Origin of the sequence: Metabacillus endolithicus, from assembly GCF_023078335.1 — a bacterium.
GTDB lineage: Bacteria > Bacillota > Bacilli > Bacillales > Bacillaceae > Metabacillus > Metabacillus endolithicus.
Genome location: NZ_CP095550.1, coordinates 2,501,782 through 2,527,555, shown reverse-complemented (window position 1 = coordinate 2,527,555; position 25,774 = coordinate 2,501,782). Strand labels below are relative to the sequence as shown.

The following is a 25,774-nucleotide window of genomic DNA, read 5'->3' as shown; positions in this document are numbered from 1 at the left end:
ATAAGGACTAAAATTCAAGTAGTTAGGGGAAAACACATGGATCAATCAAAGGAACAATATGATTTACCCAAAGGGAAAAATACAAAAAGCTTCCTGGAAATAATCAATATTGAAACTGGTGAAAGAAAGACACTAGCCTCCTTTCATAAGGTAATTGAAGCACCAAATTGGACCCGTGATGGAAAGCTTATTTATAACAGTGATGGTCATCTTTACTCCTTTAATTTAAATACTTATGAAAACAGCCTCATAGAAACAGGCTTTGCAACCTCCTGTAACAACGATCATGTTTTATCTCCTGATGAATCTCAGATTGCTATCAGTCACCATACTGCCCTGGATCATCAATCACGCATATACATCCTTCCTGCAAAAGGCGGCATTCCAACTCTCATAACGCCAATGGCTCCATCTTATCTTCATGGCTGGTCACCTGATGGAAAGACATTAGCTTATTGTGCAGAAAGAAATGGCCAGTACGACATTTATACGATCCCAGCATATGGCGGAGAGGAAAAACAGCTAACAGATCTTCCGGGCTTAGATGATGGCCCTGAATACTCACCAGATGGAAAACATATTTGGTTTAATTCCACTCGGTCCGGTTTGATGCAAATATGGCGTATGAATGCAGATGGTAGTGAACAAACGAGAATAACATTTGAAGAAAGCAATAATTGGTTTCCACATGTTTCTCCTGATGGTGAGAAGGTAGTTTATCTTGCTTATAAAAAAGGAGAGGTAGAACCTGGAGACCATCCTCCTAATAAGGATGTTGAGTTAAGAATCATGTCTAGTACAGGTGGAGAGTCGCGTTTGTTGGTGAAACTGTTTGGTGGTCAAGGTACAATCAATGTGAATTCATGGTCTCCAGACAGTAAACAGTTGGCATTTGTCAGATACGAACTAAATTAAATCATAAAAAAAGCAGTAGTTATCCATTTGTAGGGAAACTACTGCTTTTTTATAAATCAATTATAGGTAGTGTTAAATTTTATATCTTCACTTTTTAAAATAAAGTCATTTGCAGATCTTCATAATCATCATCTTTATTGTCATCTTCCTCGATTTTTTCACTTTCTTTATGGAAATCATCCGGGATCTCTACAGTTAAGACCTTGTATAGACAATTCTCTTGATTTTTTTCAACAGCATCTAGATGCCCATTTTTTTGTAAGTTTTCAAGATACTTCACAACATCTACATATAATTTAGGTCTACCTGTAGAATAGGCATCACTTGAAAAACCATGATTTGTAATAAGATGTTGGCATAAATCTGTTGCAGATATAATGGTGTTTTCTTTTAAATACTGATTTATATAAGAATGAGCTGATTGAATCGTCAAATCATGACCACCTCTTTTGAGCATTTTTAAGGGAAGTAAATAATAGGATTACATTTCATTCTACTACAAATTAGTATCCTAGTTTATTTTAGGATCAATTTTTTTAATACCTTGTGTGATCTTTCTCACATTTTTTATAAAATAACGGTGTTACAATGATCACAAGTTGATGATCAACACAACATTATATAAATACTTGTGAAAAACTTCACAATATAAAATGATAAATTGGAGGAATACAAAATGAATGTAACATTAGGAAATAAAGTTGTATTAGTTGGTACTGGAGCGGTTGGATCAAGTTATGCTTATGCGTTAATGAATCAAGGAATCAGTGATGAGTTAGTGCTTGTAGATTTAAATGAAGAAAAAGCAAAAGGTGACGTAATGGACTTAGATCATGGAATTGTTTATGCACCAAATTCTATGAGTATCAAATTTGGTACTTATGAAGATTGCAAGGATGCAGCACTTGTTGTTATTTGTGCCGGTGCAGCACAAAAACCAGGGGAAACTAGATTAGATCTTGTAAGTAAAAATGTGAAAATCTTTGAATCTATTGTAAATCAAATTATGCAATCTGGATTTAACGGAATTTTCTTAGTGGCAACAAATCCGGTTGATATTTTAGCCTACGCAACATGGAAATTTTCTGGATTGCCAAAAGAAAGAGTAATCGGATCTGGAACAGTGTTAGACTCTGCTAGATTTCGCTATTTACTAGGAGAAGAATTTGATACAGCACCAACAAGTGTACATGGCTATATTATCGGTGAACATGGTGATTCTCAGTTACCTGTATGGAGCTCTGCAAATATTTCTGGTACACAGGTTGCACCGAAATTAACAGAGGAACGAAAACAGGAAATTGCCGTTCAAGTTCGTGATGCAGCCTATAAAATCATTGAATCTAAAGGGGCAACATATTATGGAATTGCAATGGGATTAGCGAGAATTACAAGAGCAATTTTAAAGAACGAGAATGTGGTTTTACCAGTTGGGGCTTTATCTTGAAGGGGAAAATGGACACAGTGATGTTTATATCGGGGTACCATCTGTTATCAATCGCACAGGTATAAAGAAAGTTGTTGAGCTTTCTTTAAATGATCAAGAACAGGAAAAATTCACAAAGTCAGTACAAACACTAAAAGATATTCAAGCTACTATTTGGGGTTAGTTTAGAAACCACACAGAGGAGAAATCATCATGTTAGTTGAAACGTTTGACCCATTTCAGCATCTCGCCATATCAGCATTAGTTGCAGCCATACCAATCATATTATTTCTATTATGTTTAACATTGTTTAAAATGAAGGGAATACATGCTGCTTTATTAAACTTAGCGGTAACCTTCTTAATTGTATTAGTAGTCTTTAAGCTCCCTTTAGGGGAAGCAATCGGGAGTGTCATCCAAGGTGCGATACTAGGATTATGGCCGATTGGTTACATCATTGTAATGGCAGTATGGCTATATAAAATTGCAGTCGAATCAGGGAAGTTTGATATATTACGAGGAAGTATAGTAGGCATTTCTCAAGACCAACGGATTCATCTATTATTAATCGGATTTTGCTTCAACGCATTTCTCGAAGGAGCGGCAGGCTTTGGTGTACCAATTGCAATCTGTGCTGTACTTTTAGTTTCATTAGGATTTAAACCATTGCAGGCAGCTATGTTATGCTTAATTGCAAATGGGGCGTCTGGGGCTTTCGGAGCAATCGGGATACCGGTGGGCATCATTGATACGTTTCATCTAGAGGGAGTTACATCAATGGATGTTTCAACGATGACTGCCTTAACATTACCAATTATCAACTTTACAATTCCGTTCCTACTAGTTTGGTTACTTGATGGTTTTAAAGGTATTAAAGAAATACTACCTGCCATTTTAGTCACATCTGCTACTTATACAGTAACACAGGCAATTATTACAGTAACGATTGGACCCGAGTTAGCCGATATTATTCCATCTTTATTAGCAATGGGTACACTGGCGCTATTTCTTAAAAAATGGCAACCAAAAGAAATATTCTTACTTAACGGTAAAAAATGTGAAGTTGAAAAGCACTCTATGAGTGAAGTGATCAAAGCTTGGTCTCCATTTTACTTACTAACGATTTTTGTCTTAATTTGGAGTTTGCCAGTTTTTAAAGGGCTATTTGCAGAAGGTGGCTTCCTTGCAGCAACAGCAGTGAAATTCATAATTCCCGGGTCTTCAATAGGGGTAGGTATCGATTTAATAGGGGCAACAGGAACAGCGATTCTTTTAGCAGGATTAACAACAGTCGCTTCTACTAAACAAATTCAGTTTATGGATAGCTTTAAACTATTGAAAAAGACGATTTTAGAATTTAGAATACCAATTATTATGATTTCTGCAATTATTGGTATTGCGAAGTTAATGACATACGGCGGATTAACAATAGCATTAGGGCAAGCAGTAGCCACAACAGGGGATGTGTTCCCGTTATTAGCTCCAATATTAGGGTGGATTGGTGTATTCATGACAGGATCTGTGGTGAATAACAACACATTATTCGCACCAATTCAAACTACAGCAGGTAACATCATTGGAACAAATCCATCTTTACTAGTATCTGCAAATACTGCCGGGGGAGTAATGGCAAAGCTTGTTTCTCCACAATCTATTGCCATTGCAACAGCAGCAGTAGGTGAAACAGGCAAAGAGGCGGAACTAACGAAGATGACATTAAAATATAGCTTTGGGTTACTAGGGTTTGTGTGTATTTGGACGTTTGTTCTTGCTTTGATTTTTTAGAGAAATAAAAGGAGGCTGACACAAATTAGGTCAGCCTCCTTTTCAGTTTAGTTCACTCTTGTAATTCTTCCTTCAGATTTATAGTCAATTGGTGAAGGTAAACTCTTAACGTACTCAACTGTAGCATCAAGGTCTACTGGGCCGACTTCCATGTTTGAAGAAAGTTTTCCGAAGCTAGTTTTAATGTTTCCATACATATAGTTGTTTACAACGACTGTATATTCTGTTGCTGGGTCGATTGGAGTTCCATCAGGTAAAAGGATATCCTGGACTTTTCCAGTTTTAGCAGCATCATCATATGTGTACGTATATTTAAAGCCTGAAATATGATAATCAAGACCTCTGTCACTAATTTGTTCATCTAAAATAACTCTTAAATCTGCACCACTGAGGGTAGCTTTATTTAATACATTACCAAATGGTTGAACTGCAAATAAATCACCGTATGTGATTTCACCAGCTTCAAGTGGAGAACGAACTCCGCCACCGTTCATGAGGGCAAAATCAGCGTCCATTGCATCTTTCATTCCATCAGCGATGAGGTTACCAAGTCCATTGTCACCGAACTCACTCGTTACAGTAGGGTAGCCTTTTTCAAGGGTAGATAGAGACTCACCAACAACTTGAGCTTTGATTGGCTCAACTTGTGCTTCATACTTATCCATGATTTCTGCTACGTTAGGATCTGGCGTATAATCATTTTGGTAAACCGTTATAATTTCTGCTGATTTACTAGTAACATCTCCTGTTGAAGGATCGATAGTAAGTTCAACATCTGAGAAAGCAGAACCATAAGAATAAGCTTGTACAATTAACTTATTATCTACAACTCTATTAACCTTCACATGGTTATGAGCAGCAAAGATAACATCTACTTCATCATCAATTTGTTCTGCTATTCTGCTAGCATCAAAGGAATCGGTATAACCAGTTTGTGTAGCAGGGTTGTGAGCTAAAACAACAATTGATTCAATACCTTTTTCTTTTAATTCTGCGGTATATTTATTAATTGCTTCTGCTTCATCTGTAATTTTTAAAGTTTCGTTTCCTTTTGTCACGATCATTGAAGGCGTTTCTTGAGTGACAACCCCAATGACACCAATCTTTTGACCACCAGTTTCTAATACTGTGTAAGGATCAGTAATTAGCTTTCCATCTCTTGTATCATAAGCATTTGCTGCCACAAGTGGAAAGTTCATTCCATCATACTCTGGAGTGCCATTTGGATGCTCGCCGCCATTCATCATCCGTTTTAACTCATCAATTCCTTCATCGAACTCATGGTTACCTAAAGTTCCAGCATCAAAGCCGATTGCTTCTAAAACTTCAATTGTTGGCTCATCTTGGAAAAGAGCTGAAATTAGTGGGCTTCCACCAATCATGTCACCAGCATGAAGAAGTAAAGTGTTTGGATTTGTTGCTTCTTCTGCTTTTAGAGCAGCAGCTGTATATTCCATTTGACCAGCCAAAGAAGTCCCTACTTTTGTAACGGTATCTAATTGTCCATGTAAATCATTTAACCCTAAAAGCTGAACTTTTACTCCTTGATTTTGGTTTAAGTTAATAGTGAAAATTCCAAATCCATTAGCATCTGTTTCTCCTGTATAAGAGAATGGACTTCCTTCAGTAATGTACTGCTCTGCCTTCGGTGAAGTCGTAAATGTAACATTCACATCACCTGAGATCGGTGCAATTGACCAGTTACCATCAGCAGTTGGAGTTACTTCTTTTACTTCCGAAATATAATCCATTAAAATTTGGCGATTTTCATCAGCAGAATCAACCACTAACTCGCTACCTTTGAGACCAGGGAAATTTCCACCGCCACCAGCACGATAATTGTTTGTAACAACAACAAATTCTTGTTCTGAATCAATTGGCTCTCCGTTGTATTCTAAGTTCACAACACGACTAGACTCAGGGTTAATAACATTTCCTTTTGTGTCATATTTAGCAGGCTGTGTGACATCAATTTGATACTCAACTCCGTCAATCACGTCGAAGTTATACACTGGGAAAGAAGGGTTTAATAATTCTTGTGCTTCGGTTTTAGAAGTGTTAATTGTATTGAACTTACCAGCTGACATTTCAATCCATTCTTTTACAACTGAACCTGTTACTTTTACAGCTTTTAATGTGTTGTCATAAAGATACAAATCACCCGCACTACGGATTGTTAAATCACCTTGTTTGATTTCTGTATATTCTTCAACACCATTACGTCCTGCTTTGAAAGGTGCTCCAACAGATAAAATTGGAAGATCTTTTAATTCAGGCTTGTTCAATGAGATGTAGTTTTCTACATACCATTTTTGCGCATTTGTTACGACTTGAACAGAAGGATCATCTTGAACAAGAGCAAAATAGCTGTAAATATCATCAGTTGTTGTTCCGATTGGTGTATTTACATAGTCAATTGTGTCTTCATGTGCAGCCTTGACAGCCTTGACAATTTCTTGATCTGGTTGAACTGTTTCTATTGATCTAGTAGAAGACTGAGAATTAGACACTTCCCACTTTCCTTTAATCTTTTGTAGAGTAAGGTCGATGATTCCGAGTGCACCACCACCATATCCTGCTTGAACCGCAGCAACTCCATTGATTGTGCCTTTATTATTATCTACTCCAGCTAATGGTTGTCCGTCAGCACCTTTAAAAAGCGCATCTAAGCTGGCAACATCCTTAGCTGGAAATGTTTTATGTGTATGTGAGAAAGTAATAGCATCGATCCCATCTACTTTACTTAAAGCATAAACAGCATCCTCTGTATTCTCTTCATTTCCACTAAAGCCAGAGTGTGCTAAAGCGATCACAACATCTGCACCTTTTTTCTTCATTTGAGGTACATATTTTTTAGCACTTTCGATGATATTTTTTGTGATGACTTTACCATCTAGATGAGCTTTGTCCCACTCGTTGATTTGTGGTGGAGTAAAACCAATATATCCAACTTTGATAACCTTCGTTTTTCCATCTTCATCTTTTACTTTTTTATTAACGATTTTATAAGGGCTATATTTATTAACATCATTTGAAGGATTATCATCATGATCATCAATATAAACATTTGCATTTACAAAAGGAAATTCAGCATCATCATACACTTCATCTAGGTAGTCTAGACCATAGTTGAACTCATGGTTTCCAAGTGTAGCCATGTCATAATCCATTAAGTTCATTGCTTCAATTGCTGGATGTACCTCGCCGTCCTCAAGTGGATCGATCTTTGCTTTGTAGGTGCCAAGAGGGGTACCTTGAATAAGGTCACCATTGTCTACAAGGACAGAGTTATCTACTTCTTTTCTTGCTTCCTTAACAAGAGTTGCTGTTTTAGCTAGTCCAAGCTTAGGGGCTTCAGCATTTTTGTAGTAATCGAAGTTGAGCAGGTTCGTGTGAATGTCTGTTGTTTCCATAATTCGAAGTTCTACTTGTGATTGAACCTTAGAAGTAGTAGGTTTAGCTGCATTTACAACATTTGTCATAAACGGTGTTGATAACAAACAAATGGCTAAAGTACTAGTTAAAATCTTTTTACCTTTAAGCTTGCTTTGCAACTTCATGTGATACATCCATCCTTTAATTTTTTTGAGAGATTACTAGTCTCCAAGGAACATTTTATACTAGTCGAATACTTCAAAAGAATGGTTAATATATACCGAAAAATAATAGGATATAAAGGGGGAAACATCTATCTAAATACTTAATTTTCAGAAGATGGGAAAAATTAATATAGGAGAAAATATATAATTTCATCAGATTAAGTAAAAAACAATTTTATGCAATTGGTTTAAATGGTACAAAACGCTTAGAGTTAAAAGGGGATGAGAAATTTGGGGACTTTATAAAAGAGAGAAGCAGCCTTAATGTTAAAAGACAGCTTCTCTTCCTAAACATTTTATTTATGATCAATAATTGCCCAATAAGCTGGTTTTACTTTGTAATTCGGATCAAATACAAATGGTGCATCTTTTCCTACCCCATCATTGTACTCCTCAGCACGATCATCTAACCATGTATGGTTATCTGTAATTCCCCAGAAAGTAACATTACTAATCTTATCATCTAGTTTTTCGTACAATTTAAATAAAGCATCGTAGCGTTCTGCTTGAGCTTTAAAAACTTCAGCAGGGATTTCACCATATGTTTTATAAGCCGGTTTTGGTGGCCAACCATAAAGACTTACATCAAGCTCTGTAATTTGGTTATCTAAACCAAGATCAGCAAACAGATTGATAGAATCTTCTGTTTGTTGTAATGTAGGCCATCCAAGTTGGATATGCGATTGGTGTCCAACACCATCAATTGGCACGCCCTGCTCTAAAAGGTCCACTATTAAATTATATAAGTCATCTCTTTTTGTTTCTACTTCTGTATTATAGTCGTTAATATAAAGCATAGCATCGTTTCCACCGTATTTATGAGCAGTTTCAAAGGCTACTTTAATAAAGTCAGTTCCAGTGATTTTAAACCAATCTGATTGACGTAATCCACCGCCATCATCAATGACTTCATTCACAACATCCCAAGATTTCACATCATCTTTATAACGTGAAACAATCGTTTTAACATGATTCTCAACACGTTTTAATAGAAGCTTTTTATTTTTCATACGTTGTACAGGATTTTTTTCATCGACCATTTTTTTCCCATCTTTATCAAGGAAGAACCATTCAGGTACTTGGCTATGCCAGATAAGAGCATGGAATCGAATGTCCATATTATTTTCTTTTGCAAACTTGACAATCTTGTCAGCTTCTTTAAAGTTAAACTTTCCTTCTTCTGGCTGAATATTAATTGGCTTCATCACATTCTCAGCAACGATACTGTTATAATGGCGCTTTAGCATGGCTGCATCTTTACCTTCTAATTGACTTGGCTCTACAGCTGCTCCGATTGTAAAGGAATCTTGATATCTAACATCTAACTGTGGTGCGGATAAGGCACTAATACTAGGTTTCTCCGTATTAGTAGTGGCTGCAGAAGCAGTACTCATTCCTACAGGTAATAATAAGGCTAGGGCTAATCCAGAAATAATTGGTTTACGTAATACGTTTAACATGTTTTAATCTCCTTTTTAAAATAGATTTGAAAGGCTTTCTAAAACAGCTTCTGAATAACTCTAACTAACCTCCTTTTTAATAAATTAGATTAAGTAAGGGCTTACATTTCTGTAGGAAGCTAAGTATGTATGGCAGAGCCCTATCTGAAATTGATTATATCAACATAAACTTTGTTTGGCTACCAAATAAACTAAGTTTTTGGTTTATTTTATAAATTTAGTAAAATAGTAGCAAATTATTCTTTAGAAAAGAGGTTAGTTTGTAACTATATTCCTAAATTAAAAATATCTAGAAACAAATAGAGAGGAAATCATTCTTTTGATCAAAATTAATATATATTAATTCTATAAAAACTTTTTATTAGAAGCAGGTGGTCTAGATGAATGTAGAGTTATTAAAGAATGAGAGAGTTGAGCAATTCGTAGTATATTGTAAAAAACATCGTTCTTTGATTGATGATTCATATTTGTATGATGGAGATTTAAACACCTTTGAGCCAAATGATCAAAATCCTACATATGTATTGATTGATCACTCAGATAGGATAGTTGGAGCGGCTTCACTTGTTTTGGATGAATATGCTGTAAAAAGTAAAAAAGGAAGATTTAGAATTTTTCATTGTGAACTTGAACAAAAAGAGCTATATCAAATGCTGCTAGAGGAGATCTTAAAGCATACCGAGGAATTAGCCAAGATTTTCATGTTTGTACCTATCAATAATAAAAGCTTGGATTCATGTATCAAAGGCTTAAGTTTTTCTGTAGAAAGATATGTATTTTTCTTAGTAAGAGAGAATACCCCTGTTTCAGATATCTACTTACTAGATGAGTATGTAATTAAGCCATTTCAGCATAACTTAGATGAGCAAAAATGGTGTGATGTACGAAATATTGCATTTGCCACCCTAACAGGAAATGAAACACCGATTTCACCTGATGATGTAAATAAAATGATGCTTTCAAAAGAACATATAGAGGGGGGAGCAATGATTCTATATCATAATGAGAGGCCAGTAGGGGTGATTAGAGGAGTTAATGATGAATATGAAAGGGGTCCTATTATGAATATAGGACCAATAGCGATTATTCCTGAGTATCAAGGAAAAGGGCTAGGTAGAACCTTATTAAGAGCCATGCTTCTTTTTTCCCAAAAAGCAAAGTATAGCAGAACATGTCTTTCTGTTAATGCAGATAACGAAAGAGCTAAACTACTTTATGTACAAGAGGATTTTAAAGAGGTAGAGGGATTAATTTGTTATCAATATAAGCTGTGAGAGACCAGAGTCTTGTAACAGCAAGTGCTAATGCCATATTTCTATGATTCTAACACTCCCACAGTAAGAGCTTTATATTCCCATAAAACATTCTTAATAAGGTGAATCTGACTACCTTCCAAACATTGAATGATAACAGTAACCTCAGGCAATTGCCTTGGCATTCTAGGGCCCTTCTTATTATTGAGATAATAGATGCTATAACCAATTGCAAATCCAATGAATGTAGCTAGTAATCCGCATATGATTGGTCCTAGAGTTAGAATGAATCCTAGACTAGCACCTACAACGGCACTGCCGGTTGCGACAGCCATTCCAACTTCAAAGGCATTTGAACGGATGCTTTTCGTTCTACCTTCTAGCCATTCTTTTGGGCTACTTTCCATAAAGGTCACAAGTATTTGTTCTCTAGTGACATAATGGCTTTCTAGAACGGCTAGGGCTTGCTCTAATTCAATTGATTGTTCAAACGTTCCGACAATAATCATAATAGAAACTCCCGCTTACTTGAAGATACGAGGACGATTTTGACTATATCGCTCTGTGAGGTGTTGACGTTGTGCAATGCGATAGAGCTTATTATGTCCAATTGTTGTAACATATGCTTGATAAATAGACCCTCCCAATACAGATGGCATAAATAACAACCAATGTGGATGAAGGATGGAAGATGAATCAGCCAAACTTCCTAATACTAATGTAAGTATTGCTTCATGAAGATTTGAAAAGGTTATATAGATCCACCACCAAAACATAGCATAGAAGGCAAGACCAACTTGGTGGTTGTAAAGCTGGCCAAGACCTGGAAAGAAGAAGGAATAAATAGCACTAATAAATGGTTTTTTTCTTTCAATATATTGTATTTCATTTGGAATAATTTTTAATCTTGAAACAGAATGGTTTTCTAGGTAGGCGATGTGACATAATTTATTTTGATAAAGAGTAGACCTATAGCTATCCCAAATGGTCACTAAGTAAGTTGTAAGGTAACCAAAAGCCCACTTAGGCTCTAAGATTAGCGAAGCTTGTTCAAATTTACCACAAAAGGAAAGGACCATTGCTTCATTGATATGAGCAAATGTATTTATAAAAACTTCGCTTAAGGTTAAAAGAGTAGCTCTAACATATTGGTTAAGTAAGTAATGTCCAAATCCTGGGAATACTGCCGACCACCAAGCAATCATGATCGGATTATGCTGTTGAATAAATGTTGTGCCCAGTGTGTGAATTGTAGCAAGAGTAGGAGGTTTTTGACTCATTTTGATCGTACCCTTTATATTATTTTGTTATAATCTTATTCTTCCCCAACTATATCCAAAATTAGTGAAGGTTTTAAAAAAAGTAAAAGAACACTACAATAACCACATTGTAGTGTTCTTAAATTTCTTACTTATAAGGATCTATCGTCTGAATAGTACCGTCTTCATTGTAGTGTATTTCAGCATACTTCACACTGCGTTTATGATCGACTCCGTCTGATAAAGAGCAATCATGATAAAATAGGTACCATTTATCTTCAAATTGAACAATTGAATGATGAGTGGTCCAGCCTGTTACTGGAGTAAGAATTTTCCCCTTATACGTGAATGGACCTTGTGGATTTTTGCTGGTTGCATACACGATGCAGTGAGTTGTTCCCGTTGAATAGGAAAGATAATACTCATCATTATATTTGTGTACCCAAGCTCCTTCGAAGAATCGTCTCTCTTCATCACCAGCTAGGATTGGATTACCATCTTCATCAACAATTGAGATTTCTTGTGGTTCAGATTTGAATGTAAGCATATCATCCTCTAGCTCAGCTACCATCGGCCCTAATGCTGGTTCTGATGCTGCAGGACCTTCACCATCTGGGTTAAATGTTCCAGTTTGCCACTTTTCTAGCTGTCCTCCCCATAGACCACCGAAGTACACATATGATCTGTTGTCATTATCTACTAGTACCGCTGGATCGATACTAAAGCTTCCTGGTATATAACTCTCTTGTGGAGTAAAAGGACCAGCAGGATTTGTACTTGTTGCAACACCAATTCTAAAAATATCATCATGATCTCTTGCCGGGAAAAATAAATAATAGGTGTTGTTTTTGAACGCTGCATCTGGCGCCCATAATTGTTTCTTTGCCCACGGAATATCTTTTACATGAAGAACCTGTCCATGATCAATACAAGGAGATTCAAAATTATCCATTGATAATACATGGTAATCTTCCATTTTGTACTGATCACCATTGTCATTTGAAGGTTCATTATGATCCAAGTCATGTGAAGGATAGATATAAATTTTGCCTTCAAATACATGTGCAGAAGGATCTGCCGTATAAATATGTTCCACGATTGGTTGGTTAGGTTTTGGTTGTTTACTCATCTTAATCTCCTTATCTACTAGTAATTTGTAAGCGTTTGTATTAATTATAGCAAACTTTGTTTATTAATTAAACAAACAATATGAAATTATTTTAATTACCTATATACCTAATTAGAAAACGGTACATACTTAAATTACCATTTGTTATTATTGAAACATTATATTATTATATGTTTAAACATTTAAACATATTGACATAGGGAGGAAACATCATGAATAAAACAGTATTAATTACAGGGGCAACTAGTGGCTTGGGGTATGAATTTGTTAAGCTTTTTGCTGATGATGGTTATAATCTTGTCCTTGTAGCAAGGAACACGGAGAAAATGTCTGCGATACAACAAACATATAGTCATCTCGATGTAGTAGTGTTGACGAAAGATTTAAGCAAAAGTGGTGCAGCTAAAGAAGTATATGAGGAAATGAAAGCAAAGGACATTCATATTGATGTACTAGTGAACAATGCAGGATTTGGTTTAATGGGTGAATTTGATCAGCTAGATCTACAAAAACAAGTTGAGATGATTCAATTAAATATCACAGCTTTAACAGAATTAACTCATTATTTCTTACCGGAAATGAAAGAAAGAAACAGCGGGAGAATTTTGAATGTAGCAAGCACAGCAGCTTTTCAGCCTGGGCCATTTATGGCTGTTTATTATGCAACAAAGGCTTATGTTTTGTCATTTTCTGAAGCACTTGTTGAGGAATTATCGAATTATTCCGTGACTGTTACAACGCTTTGTCCTGGTGCAACGAAAACAAACTTTGGATCTGTTGCAAGTGTTGAGAAAACAAAAATGTTCAGTAAAGCCATGTTATCAGATGTTGTGGCAAAAGAAGGTTATAATGGATTAATGAATGGAAAACGTGTCATTATAACAGGTAGTGTAAATAAATTAGGTGCCATAAGTGCAAAGTTTCTCCCACGCAGCTTAGCAGCTAAAATTGCAAAATACGTAGCTGGGGAAAAATAAGAAATGAGGGTTTTTTATGGGGCAACAAGCAATCGAGGTATTTAGAGCATGTATTCCACTATTTCATGCATTAAGTGACCCGGCAAGACAAGACATTATTTTATTGCTTGCAGAGAAAGAGCCACTTAGTGTAAATGAAATTGCAGAGCATTCTAATCTTTCTCGACCAGCTATTTCTCATCATTTAAAAATTATGCGAGATAACCAATTAGTTGAAATTGAACAGAAGGGTACAACTAGATATTATTCACTTTCTTTGGATAGTAGTGTTGAGCAGCTAAAGCAGCTTATTGAGATTGTTGAAGATGAGTGTATTCTTTAATGTGTAAAACAGCCCCTTGCTGAAAAGTAAGGGGCCATCGTACTATAAAGCTTCTTTTATCACTTTTTTATAATGTAAAACAGACAAAATACCAAATATTGAATATAACGCAGTATAAACAACCATTACCATAATCATCGGTGTCCATACCTCAGTTCCAAATAAAAACCATCCAGATTGAACAGCAAAATAACTATGAAGTAAACCAACAAACAGTGGGATACCGAAGTTATAAATTTGTTTCATTCTAATTCCATTAAGTAGATCTCCTTGAGTATATCCAAGCTTTCTTAAGATCGTATAATTTGGTTTCTCATCTTCACCTTCATCCATTTGTTTGAAGTAAAGAATACATCCTGACGTAATCAGAAAGGTTAATCCTAAAAATCCGACGATAAACATTGCTAACCCCATTGTCCTCTTTTGACCGTTTGCCATAGCTAGTTGTGAATCATGTCCTTCGTTCTGGTCAAACCCCAGCTTTTGAAAAAGGTCATTAGCTTTTTGTATATTATCCTCATCATTAATATTTAACCCGATATAAATAGAAGATTCTCTTTGTATTTCCTGTTCAAGATCCTGTTTTAAACGCTCAAATGTAGATTCGTCAACAATTGCGGTAGGTATTCCACCACTGGTAAAATACCATGAAATAGGATAATGTCTTTCTATTCCTATAAGCTTTTGTGAAATGACCTCATTTTTTCCCTTCAGTTCAATTTGACCGGAGTTTTTCATTTTCATAAACTTTTGCAGAAAATCATTATATCCAGTGAAAAGAGTTTCATCTGCTGCAACATCAATATCCTTAAGTTCCTTCTCACTAATAACAGGCATTGGCATAGCGCTTGGATGGTAATTTAACCCTTCTAATTTAGCATCTAAAATATTCGATAGGTTCGTATTGACTTGGAGAACCTCCATTTTTCTTTCCTTATATGCTATATTAGCAGCCTCTAATTCAACTTTAAACGTATCTGCATCTTCAACATTTGTTATAGCAAAGTCATCAGGAACACTATTTTGTGCTTGCTTTTCAGCCGAATAATAAGAAATATAACTGAGAGATAGCAAGCCAATTGCTAGAGCTGAAACAGTTGTAATAATGGTAAGTAAAAGAGCATTAGATTTCATCCGAAACATAATAGAAGAAAGAGATAAAACCTCGTTAATATTTAAATAGCCACCTTTTTTTCTTCTAATAATATTTGCAATAAAGCGTACTGAGCTCTTATAAAAAAGGTAGGTTCCAATAATTACGGAGGTTAAAATAAAGGTCATCGCAAAAAATAACTCATTAATCGTTGTAAAATCCCCACCAAATAATTTAGAAGACACATAATAGCCTAGTATAATAAGAGCTAATCCTAAAACCCCAATTATGGTTTCTATAACTGATAGTTTCTTCACTTTTCCTTCTGTTGTAGAAGTTACTCGAAAAAGAGAGAGAATGCTTTGCTTCTTAATAAATAAGGAGTTCATTCCGATAATTAGCAGATAGATTGCCACAAATATCAAAATCGTTTGGACAAGAGCTTGCCAAGAAAAATGCAAGGTAGCAATCTCATCAACCGCTGTTGTTTTATATAAAATCATGGTAATAAGCTTTGAAAAAGAAAAGCCGATAAAGATGCCTATAGATAAAGAGCCGAAGTAAAGAATAAGATTTTCTGTACTTAAAATCCGAAAGATTTCAGCTTTTGTCATCCCAATCAATTGAAATAATCCTATTTCTTTACTACGTCTTTTGATAAAAATGTTGTTTGCATATAAAAGGAAAATACTCACAATCGCTACAAGTAAAATGGATGCTGTTTTAACAGCTGCTGCTCCTTTTACTGTACCCTTTGCTTCATCCATAGAGGGATCATATTGCAAGGTAACGAATGCAAAATAAAGAGCAACACTAAAAATTAAAGCAAACGCATAGAGATAATAATTCTTAAGATTTTTCTTTAAGCTTCTAAATATAAGCTGATTAGTGGTCATATTTTACACCACCTAATACACCTTGAGTTTTGATAATATCCTGGAAGAAACGTTGTCGATCTTGCGCACCTTTATTTAATTGAGTATAAATTTGTCCATCCTTTATAAAAATCACTCGATTACAGAAGCTCGCCGCAGTTGGATCATGTGTAACCATCAAAATGGTAGACTGACGGTTTTGATTTAATTCACTTAATTTATGCAATAAATCTGAAGCGGATTTTGAATCAAGAGCTCCTGTAGGCTCATCTGCAAAAATAATACTCGGTTGGTGAATAAACGCCCTTGCTGCAGATGTTCGTTGTTTTTGCCCACCGGATATTTCATTTGGATATTTATCTTTTAGTTCATAAATGCCTAAGGCAGTAGCCAAGTCTTGAAACTTTTGATCAGCTTCTTTTTTAGGTGTTTTTGTGATCGATAATGGAAGAAGGATGTTTTCTTTCACAGTAAGAGTATCTAACAGATTATAATCTTGAAAAATAAAGCCCAAATGATTTTTTCGAAATTGTGCAAGTTGTTTATCTTTAAGCTTCGTCATTTCATTGCCTTGGATCATAATAGAACCACTGCTGACACGGTCAATAGAGGAAAGGACATTCAGTAGCGTGGTTTTTCCTGAACCGGATGCCCCCATAATACTAACAAACTCACCTTGTTTAATCGTGATATCTATTCCCTTTAAAACTTCTTGTTTATTAAACTTATTGCCAAAGCTTTTATGGATTTTCGTTGCTTCTAAAATATTCATTATGGAAAAACTCCCTTTCATTACGAAATGATCTTTAGCTTTCATCTAACTTCATTATAAAAAAGGGAAATCAGCTTTTCCCTCGATTGATCTAACAAAATAGAAAAGCATGTGACAATGTTGTCACATGCTCATTACCTTCACAAAGTCATTTCTTTTTGGAAAGGTAAGTATAATGGTTGTTCCTACGCCCACCTCAGATTGAATGACAATCTCAATTAACAAGGATTTAGCTACTTTTTTTGCGAGATACAATCCCATTCCTGTGGCTGATTGGTCATCATGATTGGTTGTAGAGGTAAAGCCTTTATCGAATATTCGAGGGAGATCTTTTTCATCTATTCCTCGACCGAAGTCTTGTATTTGTAAGTATGTATGTTCATCTTGTTGATAGCTTTTCATATAAATATCAGAGTGATCACTATATTTAACAGCATTTGTTAAAAGCTGTCTTACAATGAAAGCAAGCCATTTTGAATCGCTTAATACTTCTGTTTTTTGAAGATCGATATCAAAACCAATTCCTTTTTGAATACACCATGATTGTAAGGTTTTTAGTTCCTGAAACAACAAAGCTTCTAAGTCTGTTCTTTCTATTAGCAAATCATTCTCAATAAAAAGCAATCGTTTTTGATGAAGCTGCTGATCAAGAAGTAAGTGAATTCTAAGCCACTCATAGGTTATTTGGGATTTCAGTGCATTATCTTCTATTTTTTCAACCATTAAATGCATGGCTGTTAGGGGGGTTTTCACTTCATGAATCCATGATAATAAATCATCTTTTTCCTGCTCTAACATGACTTGATTTTTTGAGGCTATCGTTTTTAAGTAGTCTATTTGCTCAATAAAACTACTTTCTATCATCTGCTCAAACGGACTGTCAGGCTTTATTAAGCGCGTTAAATCAAAATCTTTTTCCCGTTCCTGTAAAGCTTTATAAAACTTTGTTTCTTTTTGATAACGAAAAGCAAGGAATAGGAGTAAAATAAGGGTCATTAAGAAGGTTACATACGCTATAGATGGTAGCGAAATTTTTGGATCAATATAGGCAATAAAAAGGAGAAGCAGGTTTTGGAAAATGAAAAAGACAATCCAGCTTCGTCGCTCCAGAAGATATGTTTTTACCATATTTATACCTCTTCTACGGCCATATAGCCTTGTCCGACTTTGGTTTCAATAAAACTTCCTAATGAAATCTCATCCAACCGTTTCCGCAAGCGATTCACATTAACAGTTAATGTATTATCACTAACAAAACGCTTATCATCCCATAGCTGATTGATAATGTTCTCCCGGCTAACAATCTTGTTTTTATGTTGAATTAATATTTTTAAAATAAACATTTCATTTTTTGTTAGTTCAATAGAACCAATATCATTGACCACAGTATTTCTTTCTAAATCTACTGTGGCATTGCACCATGTTTTCACTGTTAGCTGTTCAATGCTATAATCATAAACTCTGCGAAGGATCGCTTGAATTTTAGCAATGAGAACATCAAAGTGAAAGGGCTTTTGAATAAAGTCATCAGCACCAAGCTGCATAGACATCACCATATCAGTGGGGTGATCTCTTGAAGAGAGAAAAATAATTGGAACATTCGATAGTGATCTAATCATTCGGCACCAATGAAATCCATCAAATTTAGGAAGTTGTATATCAATGATGACGAGTTCTGGATTAATAGAAATGAACTCCTCCATGACCTTGCTAAAATCAGTAATCCCATGCACCTCATAAGACCAGCCGGCTAATCGGTCTTTTACTTCGTTAAACAGGGTCATATCATCTTCAATAACTAAAAGTTTAAACAAAATTTTCACCACACTACTAGTTTAATTTCTCTTTTTTCCTTAGTTTTTTAATAGCTAGAACAACTAAAGTGATATAGCCAAGCATCAGTCCATATCCGATTACGATGATGAGCAAAGGTACGTAACCAGGAGTGACTCCTGAATCGGTTGACATTGCGGCTAAGAATAAAGGCATAATTGGTAACATGATTATACCAGGACCTGTACTAACGAGTAGCAATCCACCAGGAATTAAAACAAGCCATGGCCAGATTGTTGTTGATATTTTTTCTGAAGGTGTACTGGTAGTTAGTAGGGAATCTTGCATGTTCGTTTCCTTTTTCAAAACATGAAAATTTTTAATCTTATCAAAAGAACGCTTCATCGCCCAAATTGCACCAAGAATGATCACAAGGGCAATGATAAGATAAAAGAGTGAAAAAAAATGAAAGAAACCTGATTGCTTAAATTTCATTAAAAATAAAAAAATGAAACCAGGAAGGGCATTGATGAGGAATAATGCTCCACCTATTAAAACAAACCATGCCAATAAAGGAGGTTTTTTTCTGTGCTCATCGTATTTTCCTCTTTCAAAAGATGCTTTTTATTACTATTATAAAATAACCTATTGGGAAAATATACCGTAATGAGTGAGGGGGTACACATATATTGTGACAGGAGCTAAGGAGTTATAAAATCACTCACGAACATAGAATTCGTGAGTGATTTTATCTAATAAGTATTAAACACCGGGAAACCAACCTGGTGTATTAATAATCGCATTCCATAGCGGGTCAGGAATAACGAGTTCTTCTTGTTTATCTTTATTAATTTCTGTAACAATTTCGTCCTCTTTTCCGTCTGTTACCTTTTGAACCCAATCAGGATCAATGATTAGCTCTCGACCTAAGGCAAGGAGAGGTACTCCTGTTTCAAAGGCTTTACGGGCATCTTCAGCTGTGTAGATAGATCCTACACCAATTAACGGAACTCGATCATTAATCGTTTCCTGAAGATAAGAGATCCTAGTCTTCGTTAGGTCTTCCACACCTCTTCTAGGAGTTGAGAAGAAATCAAATAATGATACATGTAAATAATCAAGACCCTTATTTGATAAAGCATCTACAAGAGCTAGAGTTTCATCCATTGTGATACCTGGTGTTTCGGGTTCTTCCGGTGAAAAACGGTAGCCAACAATAAAAGGTTCTTTAGCATGTTCTTGAACAACCTTTTTCACTGTATCAACCACTTCTAAAGGAAAAGTCATTCGTTTTTCAAGGCTGCCACCAAATCGATCTTCACGTCTATTAGAGTGTGGAGAGAAAAACTGTTGAATTAAGTAACCATTAGCCCCATGAATTTCTACTCCATCGAATCCTGCTTCAATCGCACGACGTGTTGCTTCGCCAAAGGCTTGAATGATATCCTCAACCTCTGCTTCCGTTAAGGCTCTTGGTTTCTTGTCAGGTTCTTCAGTTGATACCCCACCGTTTTCAGCAGGAATATCACTTGCACTAACAAGTTCACCGTTAGGTACTAATTCAGGAGGACACATTCTTCCGCCATGAAAAATTTGCAAAACAGCTTTAGCACCTTGCTCTTTAATTCTTGTTGCCAGCTTTTCTAAGCTTGGGATCATCTCATCTTTATCTGCACCAAATTCACCATGAAATCCTTTGCCATTAGGCGTAACGTAGGCACAAGCGGTAATGACCATGCTTACTCCATTAGAACGGCGTGCATAGTAATTTACTTCTTCTTCAGTTACAGTTCCATCTGAATGAGAAGAGAAGTTTGTCATTGGAGCCATGATGAGACGGTTTTTTAATTCTATTCCATTAGGTAATGTATATGTAGATAAAAAGCTGTTACTCAATTGTATCTTCCTCCTTGTTTTCGTGTACTTGTTATATTAAGAAAACGATCTTCGTTTGTACATAAATATGCTTAGCAAATGTGTTAGGGTTTATGAAAAAATGTTGAAGGTAATATTTTAAGGAGGGGAGGAGGGAAGATAAATTAAAAATAAAAAGACACTACAATTCCTTGCAATGTCTTTTCTCTGTTTAATTAAATTTCAATATCTACACCGATGCTGTCAATTCTACCAGAATCACGAATGAATGCTGCAACAGCTTGATGATCCTCGTTAGCTGCATAAGCATCAAGGGCTGCTTGATCCTCAAAACGAACCATTAAAACAATTTGATATTCTTTGCTTTTCTCAGCAAGGTTAAGACCTGCATGAATTTCAACAATGCCAGTTAATACGTTCTTTAATGCTGTAAAACGACTAACCATTTCTTGATATTGATCTTGTGTTGTTGTTTCTTCAAATTTAATAAGTACAGTACGTTGAATCATCTGTTTCTCTCCATTTCAATGACTTTTCTGTATAATATTTGCCAACTAACTAAGCGGCAATTTCTATCTCATTTTACATTTTGTGCTATTGGATATCAATTATCAAATAACAGCAGTAGAGTGAATAGCAGAAGAATTCTTTTTTAATAAATTATAAGTTATACACATCGGTTTATCTGTACGTGGATCTTTGCCAATTTCAGCATCAATGTTAAAAACATCCCTTAACACATCATGTGTGATAACTTCCTCACAATCACCGGCTTTAATGACCTGACCGTCCTTTAATGCGATGATATAGTCAGCAAAGCGTGCAGCTTGGTTTAAGTCATGCAAAACCATAACAATGGTGCGTTCTTGCTCTTTATTTAACTTTTGAAGAAGCTCTAATACTTCCAATTGGTGAGCCATATCTAAATATGTAGTTGGTTCATCTAAAAAGATGATGTCTGTTTCCTGAGCAAGGGCCATAGCGATCCACACACGCTGACGTTGTCCACCTGATAGCGCATCAACTGGTCGGAACTTAAAGTCAATCGTTCCTGTCACATCAAGTGCCCAATCAATGACTTCATAATCTTTCTTTGTTAAGCGTCCAAAACCTTTTTGATAAGGAAAGCGTCCATAAGAAACAAGTTCACCAACTGTTAAACCGCTCGCACTTTCAGGTGTTTGGGGGAGAATTGCCATCTTCTTTGCAAGAATCTTGGTGTTTTCCTTGGAAATATCTTCTCCATCTAATATGACAGTTCCAGATTGGTGAGGAATGATTCTTGTAATGGCTTTTAATAAAGTGGATTTTCCACAACCGTTTGAACCTATAATTGTTGTTATTTTTTTATCTGGAATTTCTACACTTAAGTCTTTAACAATCAGTCGTTCACCATAACCAATTTCTAAGTTATTTGTATATAGGCGAGCCATTATTAACCCTCCATTTATTCATTTCCAACTTATAAATGAAAATGATTCTCAATTTAGTTAGATTCTATAATTCATATGTTCTAATGTCAATACTCTAAACTATATTGTAAAAAATAACGATTCATAGTATAGTTAAATGAGAATGATAATCATTAATGGAAATTCAAGCTAAGGAGTGAATAGAATGGACTCACAGGAACTGTTTGATGTAACTGTTATTGGGGGAGGACCTGCAGGACTTTACTCAGCCTTTTATAGTGGATTAAGAGAAATGAAGACAAAAATTATTGAATTTCAGCCACATTTAGGCGGGAAAATTCATGTTTATCCGGAAAAGATGATTTGGGACGTTGGGGGACAAACCCCAATTCTTGGAGAAAAGTTAATTCAACAGCTTGTCCAGCAAGGCCTAACCTTTGACCCAACAGTTGTATTAAATGAAAAAGTGGAGTCCATCTCACGTAATGAAGAAGGAATCTTTATTTTACATACATCTTCAGGGGAAAAGCATTATTCCAAAACAGTGATTGTTGCTGTTGGCGGTGGAATACTAAATCCTCAAAAGCTTGAAATTGAAGGTGCTGAAAAATTCGAGGTATCTAACTTACATTACACAGTAAAATCCTTAAAACGTTTTAAAAATAAAACAGTCATTATATCTGGTGGAGGTAACTCAGCAATTGACTGGGCAAACGAATTAGAGCCAATAGCTGAAAAAGTAATCGTAACTTACCGAAAAGGGGAGTTAAACGGCCATGAAGCACAGATTAGTCAACTAATGAAGAGTAAAGCTGAATGCTATTTCAACACTTCGATAACGAAATTAGTTGCCGGTGCTAATCATGAAGAAATTGAAAGCGTTGAACTAACAAATCATCAAACAGGAGAAGTGACGTATCTCCCGATCGACGAAGTGGTAATCAATCATGGATATGAACGAGATTCATCACTGCTTCAAAATAGTGATGTGCAAGTTTCATTAAAAGATCAATTTTATATATCAGGTAATGCAACTAGTGAATCTTCAATAGAAGGAATTTATGCGGCTGGTGATATTTTGGCTCATGATGGAAAGCTTCACTTAATCGCAGGTGCCTTTCAAGATGCTGCAAATGCTGTTAACAAAGCAAAGCAATATATTCAGCCTGATGCTACAAAAGTAGGAATGGTATCTTCTCATAATGAAGTATTTAAAGATCGTAATCGTGAATTGGTTAAAAGAATGATAAATTAAATAGGCTGCTTTTTTAGGAAGAAGTCCTGCGAACCTACGTAGGACTTCTTCTTATTATGCATAATGAAGAAATATAATTATAGATATAATGGAAATAGAAGATACATAAAAGAGGCAGGGGAGTATGTATGATAAAGAAAATAGCTGTTGTTACAGGAGCTTCAAGCGGGTTTGGAATGCTAACAGCATTAGAGTTAGCGGAAAATGGATTTGAAGTTATTTCAACAATGCGTGATAAAAAAGGAGCACAAATCTTCTAAGTGAGGCTAAAAGCTCTGGAATAACGGGTAATATAACAATTCATGAATTAGATGTGACATCAGCAGAATCAGTTAGTCTTTTTAAGGAATTAGTGGAAAGGGTAGGGCAAGTAGATGTATTGGTTAATAACGCAGGATTTGCAGGAGCTGGCTTTGTAGAGGAAATTCCAATTGATGAGTATCGAAGTCAGTTTGAAACAAATGTTTTTGGTGCAATAGCTGTCACACAAGCTGTACTTCCAATAATGAGGAAGACGTCCAAAGGAAAAATAATTAATGTTAGCAGCATTAGTGGTAGAGTTGGTTTTCCAGGCTTATCACCGTACGTTTCTTCAAAGTATGCGTTAGAAGGGTGGAGTGAATCTCTCCGATTGGAAGTAAAGTCCTTTGGTATAGACGTAATATTAGTAGAGCCAGGCTCATTCCAAACAAATATATGGACGTCGGGAAAAAAGGTAACAGAGAACTCTCTCAAGAAAGAGTCACCTTATTATGAAATGATGCGTAAGCTTGAAGATCATATTGAAAGTGGATCAAGTAAGTTTGAAGACCCAAAGGTTGTAGCGAGGCTAATCACAGCCATTGCGCTTAAGAAGAAAACAACCTTGCGTTATGCAATCGGAAGAGGGGTTAAGATAACACTTCTATTTAAAATGCTGGTGCCGTGGACGATATTCGAAAAAATCGTATTAAGAAGGTTAAGATAGGGATCAAGCATAAGCTTGATCTTATTTGCTGTTAAGTTATTTCTCTTAAATCTATCAAATTAGGGAAAATTCTATTAAAAATTAAAAAATATTTCTCCAATAACCTACATTTTTCTATAAAAACTGATGTAGAAACAAAAGTTCAACTAGGTCAAAAGGGTTAGAAGATACTGTCGAAAAACACCATAATTCCACAGTATAGGTCACTGTATACATGTATACAAATTGTGTACATGTTGTTTACAATGATGTGTACATGTATACAAATGCGTATACATCGCGTCATATAGGTGTGTATACAATATTGTTACAAATGTAGACAAATTTGTATACATGTATTCAAATTGAACACAACGAAAGTAATATTGACGCTTCTCTCCATTACCCTTTACCCTTGAGTTACTAGATTCACTGATTTAGTAACTCATGAATTAAAAATAGAGAGGGATGGTTAGATGAGTAAAACTAGAATTACAGCAGTTGATGTTGGAAATGATTGCGTGAAGGCGCTTTTTGGAAAAGTAGATTACGAATTATATATCCCTAATGTTATTGCAAGAGACACTGAGGACCGACCGGTTATTGGTATAGAAGAATTAAATGATAAAGATCCATTAGATGGGATTCATGTAAGAGTTCACTCCCCTGCCTTAAAGGAAAACAATGCAATCTATCGAGTTGGTAACCTCGCAACAAAAAGTGATAACCCAAGTGAATTGGATCCAGGTAGCACAAAATCAGAAGAAGATCAGACACTTGTAATGCTTTTTACTTCCCTGGCACTAGATGCTGTTCGAGAAGAAAACTCTCCTATTTTCAAAAAAACCAATAATGTTATTGATGCAAATTATACGTTAGGAACAGGTTTGCCCCTTCGTGAAGTAAAGGAAGGTAAAGATGTTGGCTATCGCTCACAGCTCCTCGGATCTGTTCATCAAGTTGAATTTTTAGTAACTCCTAAATATCAAGGTTTAAAAGTAAATATTAAGTTTGACGAAGTGAAGGTATATCCAGAAGGATTTGCTGCATTTATTAATCTAGTTATGGACAAAGATTTAAAAATTATCAATCGTGATTTAATTGATAAGCAAATTTTAATTCAAGATATTGGCGGATTATCAACAGATATTGCTGTGATTAAAAATCGTAATGTTGATGATGACAAAGCACAGGCTTTAATCTTGGCGTATCAGAGTCATTAGAAGCAATCAGAGAAGAAATCCGCAAAAAGCATGGTGTTGAGCTCGACAGCCGTCGAGATGTGGTTGATATTATTACACGTAAGAATGATCGTCACCACATCATGGTAAAAGGTAGTCGGACAAACGTACATGATATTACGGACCGCATTCTTCTTGAGCTTGCTAAGAAACAATACCGTCATCTACGAAACGTATGGCAAAAAAATTCACAAACAGAAATCTGCTATTTTGTTGGTGGAGGAGCCATTGTTCTAAAAGACTATATTAAGATGTTAAATAATAGTTTAGATGGCTATAATATTGAGTTTTTTGAAGATGAAAACGAAAGTATTTGGATGATGGCAAATGCTTATTATAAACTAGTTTCCGATTTTGTCAGAAAAACCAGCGAGCCTCCGAAAAAGAATGAGAAGCAAACAGTCTAA

Annotated in this window: 22 protein-coding genes and 2 pseudogenes; 10 read left to right on the top strand and 14 right to left on the bottom strand. The window is 35.5% G+C overall.

The window, feature by feature from the left end:
• Positions 1-36 precede the first annotated feature (36 nt).
• Positions 37-915: a TolB family protein gene (locus MVE64_RS12980; protein ID WP_247338879.1), complete on the top strand. Its 879-nt coding sequence runs from the start codon at positions 37-39 to the stop codon at positions 913-915.
• A gap of 94 nt (positions 916-1,009) precedes the next feature.
• On the opposite strand, the gene MVE64_RS12975 is transcribed toward MVE64_RS12980, so the two are convergent.
• Positions 1,010-1,348 carry a DUF3895 domain-containing protein gene (locus tag MVE64_RS12975; RefSeq protein WP_247338878.1) on the bottom strand — a complete coding sequence of 113 codons (339 nt, stop codon included), beginning with the start codon at positions 1,346-1,348 and terminating at the stop codon, positions 1,010-1,012.
• A gap of 243 nt (positions 1,349-1,591) precedes the next feature.
• Between MVE64_RS12975 and MVE64_RS12970 the strand changes: the two genes are divergently transcribed.
• From MVE64_RS12970 to MVE64_RS12965, 3 genes are read left to right on the top strand one after another with little or no spacing between them, the layout of a single operon-like run.
• The gene (locus MVE64_RS12970; protein ID WP_425594000.1) at positions 1,592-2,362 is read left to right on the top strand and encodes an L-lactate dehydrogenase; all 771 of its coding nucleotides are present in this window, start codon (positions 1,592-1,594) and stop codon (positions 2,360-2,362) included.
• Positions 2,346-2,525 (top strand): hypothetical protein, encoded by a 180-nt coding sequence (locus MVE64_RS28130; RefSeq protein WP_425593999.1) that lies wholly within the window; start codon positions 2,346-2,348, stop codon positions 2,523-2,525. The genes MVE64_RS12970 and MVE64_RS28130 overlap by 17 nt, the downstream gene beginning before the upstream one ends.
• A gap of 29 nt (positions 2,526-2,554) precedes the next feature.
• Entirely contained in the window at positions 2,555-4,126 is a 1,572-nt protein-coding gene (locus tag MVE64_RS12965; RefSeq protein WP_247346902.1) for an L-lactate permease, read from the top strand.
• Positions 4,127-4,173: 47 nt separating this feature from the next.
• Here the strand turns inward: MVE64_RS12965 and MVE64_RS12960 are convergent, their stop codons facing one another.
• Both MVE64_RS12960 and MVE64_RS12955 read right to left on the bottom strand, forming a co-directional pair.
• Entirely contained in the window at positions 4,174-7,686 is a 3,513-nt protein-coding gene (locus tag MVE64_RS12960; RefSeq protein WP_247346901.1) for a bifunctional 2',3'-cyclic-nucleotide 2'-phosphodiesterase/3'-nucleotidase, read from the bottom strand.
• 335 nt (positions 7,687-8,021) lie between these two features.
• Positions 8,022-9,185 (bottom strand): endo-1,4-beta-xylanase, encoded by a 1,164-nt coding sequence (locus MVE64_RS12955; RefSeq protein WP_247346900.1) that lies wholly within the window; start codon positions 9,183-9,185, stop codon positions 8,022-8,024.
• Positions 9,186-9,565: 380 nt separating this feature from the next.
• Between MVE64_RS12955 and MVE64_RS12950 the strand changes: the two genes are divergently transcribed.
• On the top strand, positions 9,566-10,459 hold the full coding sequence (locus MVE64_RS12950; RefSeq protein ID WP_247346893.1) for a GNAT family N-acetyltransferase: 894 nt from the start codon (positions 9,566-9,568) through the stop codon (positions 10,457-10,459).
• Between the two features lie 41 nt (positions 10,460-10,500).
• Here the strand turns inward: MVE64_RS12950 and MVE64_RS12945 are convergent, their stop codons facing one another.
• The 3 genes from MVE64_RS12945 to MVE64_RS12935 form a co-directional block, all read right to left on the bottom strand.
• Positions 10,501-10,947, bottom strand: coding sequence for a hypothetical protein (locus tag MVE64_RS12945; RefSeq protein WP_247346891.1), 447 nt, complete (start codon positions 10,945-10,947; stop codon positions 10,501-10,503).
• Between the two features lie 15 nt (positions 10,948-10,962).
• The gene (locus MVE64_RS12940) at positions 10,963-11,718 is read right to left on the bottom strand and encodes a hypothetical protein (RefSeq protein WP_247346889.1); all 756 of its coding nucleotides are present in this window, start codon (positions 11,716-11,718) and stop codon (positions 10,963-10,965) included.
• Positions 11,719-11,845: 127 nt separating this feature from the next.
• Positions 11,846-12,826, bottom strand: a complete 981-nt coding sequence (locus MVE64_RS12935; protein WP_247346887.1) for a glycoside hydrolase family 43 protein — start codon at positions 12,824-12,826, stop codon at positions 11,846-11,848.
• 212 nt (positions 12,827-13,038) lie between these two features.
• On the opposite strand from MVE64_RS12935, the gene MVE64_RS12930 reads away from it, so the two are divergent.
• Together MVE64_RS12930 and MVE64_RS12925 are read left to right on the top strand one after the other, a co-directional pair.
• Positions 13,039-13,803 (top strand): SDR family NAD(P)-dependent oxidoreductase, encoded by a 765-nt coding sequence (locus MVE64_RS12930; protein WP_247346885.1) that lies wholly within the window; start codon positions 13,039-13,041, stop codon positions 13,801-13,803.
• Between the two features lie 16 nt (positions 13,804-13,819).
• On the top strand, positions 13,820-14,125 hold the full coding sequence (locus MVE64_RS12925) for an ArsR/SmtB family transcription factor (RefSeq protein WP_247346883.1): 306 nt from the start codon (positions 13,820-13,822) through the stop codon (positions 14,123-14,125).
• Positions 14,126-14,167: 42 nt separating this feature from the next.
• On the opposite strand, the gene MVE64_RS12920 is transcribed toward MVE64_RS12925, so the two are convergent.
• The 8 genes from MVE64_RS12920 to MVE64_RS12885 all read right to left on the bottom strand — a co-directional run bounded on the left by MVE64_RS12920 (position 14,168) and on the right by MVE64_RS12885 (position 21,946).
• Entirely contained in the window at positions 14,168-16,114 is a 1,947-nt protein-coding gene (locus MVE64_RS12920; protein WP_247346881.1) for an ABC transporter permease, read from the bottom strand.
• Positions 16,104-16,865 (bottom strand): ABC transporter ATP-binding protein, encoded by a 762-nt coding sequence (locus tag MVE64_RS12915; RefSeq protein WP_098795224.1) that lies wholly within the window; start codon positions 16,863-16,865, stop codon positions 16,104-16,106. Before MVE64_RS12915 ends, MVE64_RS12920 begins: the two co-directional genes overlap by 11 nt.
• Before the next feature lie 123 nt (positions 16,866-16,988).
• Positions 16,989-17,993 carry a sensor histidine kinase gene (locus MVE64_RS12910; RefSeq protein ID WP_247346879.1) on the bottom strand — a complete coding sequence of 335 codons (1,005 nt, stop codon included), beginning with the start codon at positions 17,991-17,993 and terminating at the stop codon, positions 16,989-16,991.
• Positions 17,994-17,995: 2 nt separating this feature from the next.
• Positions 17,996-18,679 (bottom strand): response regulator transcription factor, encoded by a 684-nt coding sequence (locus MVE64_RS12905; RefSeq protein WP_247346877.1) that lies wholly within the window; start codon positions 18,677-18,679, stop codon positions 17,996-17,998.
• A gap of 16 nt (positions 18,680-18,695) precedes the next feature.
• Positions 18,696-19,208: a hypothetical protein gene (locus tag MVE64_RS12900; protein ID WP_247346875.1), complete on the bottom strand. Its 513-nt coding sequence runs from the start codon at positions 19,206-19,208 to the stop codon at positions 18,696-18,698.
• A 192-nt stretch (positions 19,209-19,400) separates the two neighbouring features.
• The gene (locus MVE64_RS12895; RefSeq protein WP_247346874.1) at positions 19,401-20,534 is read right to left on the bottom strand and encodes an NADH-dependent flavin oxidoreductase; all 1,134 of its coding nucleotides are present in this window, start codon (positions 20,532-20,534) and stop codon (positions 19,401-19,403) included.
• A 194-nt stretch (positions 20,535-20,728) separates the two neighbouring features.
• Entirely contained in the window at positions 20,729-21,022 is a 294-nt protein-coding gene (locus MVE64_RS12890; RefSeq protein WP_247346872.1) for a Dabb family protein, read from the bottom strand.
• A 102-nt stretch (positions 21,023-21,124) separates the two neighbouring features.
• Positions 21,125-21,946: an ABC transporter ATP-binding protein gene (locus tag MVE64_RS12885; RefSeq protein ID WP_247346870.1), complete on the bottom strand. Its 822-nt coding sequence runs from the start codon at positions 21,944-21,946 to the stop codon at positions 21,125-21,127.
• Between the two features lie 184 nt (positions 21,947-22,130).
• Here MVE64_RS12885 and MVE64_RS12880 point away from each other — a divergent pair, with 184 nt between their 5' ends.
• The 3 genes and pseudogenes from MVE64_RS12880 (at position 22,131) to MVE64_RS12870 (ending at position 25,774) form a co-directional block, all read left to right on the top strand.
• The gene (locus MVE64_RS12880; protein ID WP_247346868.1) at positions 22,131-23,180 is read left to right on the top strand and encodes an NAD(P)/FAD-dependent oxidoreductase; all 1,050 of its coding nucleotides are present in this window, start codon (positions 22,131-22,133) and stop codon (positions 23,178-23,180) included.
• Positions 23,181-23,308: 128 nt separating this feature from the next.
• Positions 23,309-24,147: pseudogene (locus MVE64_RS12875) on the top strand (SDR family oxidoreductase).
• 455 nt (positions 24,148-24,602) lie between these two features.
• Positions 24,603-25,774 (top strand): annotated as a pseudogene (locus tag MVE64_RS12870) (Alp7A family actin-like protein).